The sequence below is a fragment of the Chryseobacterium sp. KMC2 genome (assembly GCF_016756935.1).
GTDB lineage: Bacteria > Bacteroidota > Bacteroidia > Flavobacteriales > Weeksellaceae > Chryseobacterium > Chryseobacterium rhizosphaerae.
Map to the genome: position 1 here is coordinate 1 of NZ_JAESIT010000048.1, position 1934 is coordinate 1934.

Genomic DNA, 1934 nt, shown 5'->3' on the forward strand with positions numbered 1-1934 from the left:
GAAGCCCATCCTGTGCCGGCTGATTATGATGGTGATGGGAAAGCTGACCTTAGCGTAAAAACTGATAGTGGCAACTGGCTTATCGACTATGCTAAGGACGGATTCAACGGATGGGAATGGACCGGAGTTCAGAAAGGAGGTATTGAGGCAAAACCTATAGCAGCAGATTATGATGGTGATGGGAAGGCTGACCTAAGTGTGAAAACCAATGAAGGAAACTGGCTTATTGACTACGCTAAGGATGGATTCAACGGATGGGAATGGACCGGAACACAAAGAGGTGGAAGCGATGCAAAGCCTGTACCAGCTGATTATGATGGCGACGGAAAAGCAGACATTAGTATTAAAACTGATTCGGACAGTTGGTACATTGACACCTATGCAGATGGAATGTTCAGCGGCTGGAATAGCATCTATAATTTGGATGAGATTACCCCATATAATCTGTTAGGGTTAAACCCTGCAGACCTTAGTAACTTTAATAGGGTTAAATCTGCCTATATAGATCTTTTAATAAGCCCGGAATCCATATTTAATAATACTCATTACACAAAAGTGGATTATTATTTAAATTTAGCTGCCCATGAGTCTTTAAAAGTACTTATTTCAAATAATAAAATTATGTCTTTTTCAGATCCAGCTTTATCAGACACGAACAATCAGCAGTTCATCAATCACTTCAAAGACAATATACCATCATTGCTTAAAGAAGCCATTTTTGGAATAAATTTAGGCGATGAACCTGCCCCTACAAACCTTCAAAATGTTAATAAGTGGAATCTTTTTTTTAAAAATAACTATAATCAAAAACCAACTTATTATAATTTATTGCCAAGATATGGGGATTTCGCGAGCGATACTGCTTACGAAAACTATCTAGACAATTTTATTAATTCAAACTCTTCAGACATCGTATCTTTTGATCATTATCCGTTTGACGGCAGTATTTTTTTAAACAGCTATTTTTATAATTTATCCAAAGTAAAAGAAAAGTCTCAAAACAAGCCTTTCTGGATGGTAATACCTTCTCATAAAGATTATTCGCCTGTACCTTATGAAGCAAAACTTAAATTTCAGGCATTTTGTCCCATTGCCTATGGTGCTAAAGGGTTGATGTATTGGTCATATGTAGATGGTTTTGAAAATGATCCTATGAAATATGAATCTATTCAAAAAATCAACCGTTTCTTAAAAGAAATTGTTGGGCCAGTTGTAATTAATAATAAAAATACTGCAACGCTGCATAAAAATAATACACCTCTAAACCAGGGTTATCCTTTTTCCACACACGAACTTATACAAGACAATAATACAGTTATCAGAGATGTAAAGAACGAAGATATTCTATTGGGTATTTTTGAAACAGAAAAAACCAGTAATACCAAAACATCTTATGTATGGATTGTTAATAAAAATGTAAATACATCTGCTTCACAAACAAAAATTTACTTAAAGGGATATCTTGTAGGAAAGATCTTGATATCACCCCGAGTAGATAGCTATGATCCACAGTCCCCAAATTATCAAATCGTTTCTGACGCATATTTTGATAATCAAAACAATCAAACAATAATTAATCTTCCGGATCTCTATCCTGGTGAAGGTATTATGTTAAAAGTCAATCAGTATATAAGTAGTACCAACAAAGATTATGATGGTGATGGAAAAGCCGATATAAGCATAAAAACAGATACCGGAAAATGGCTTATTGACTATGCTAAAAATGGATTTAACGGTTGGGACTGGACTGGAACACAAAGAGGTGGTGTCGATTCTCATCCTGTTTCTGCGGATTATGATGGTGATGGAATAACAGATTTAAGTGTAAAGACAGACACAGGAAATTGGCTTATTGATTATGCTAAAAATGGATTTAATGGTTGGGACTGGACTGGAACACAAAGAGGTGATGTCAATTCTCATCCTGTTTCTGC

1 protein-coding gene is annotated in these 1934 nt (G+C 35.5%); it reads left to right on the forward strand.

Annotation, left to right across the window (positions count from 1 at the left end):
- On the forward strand, positions 1–1934 hold a 1934-nt coding region (locus JML65_RS23730; protein ID WP_202272616.1), incomplete at both ends, for an FG-GAP repeat domain-containing protein.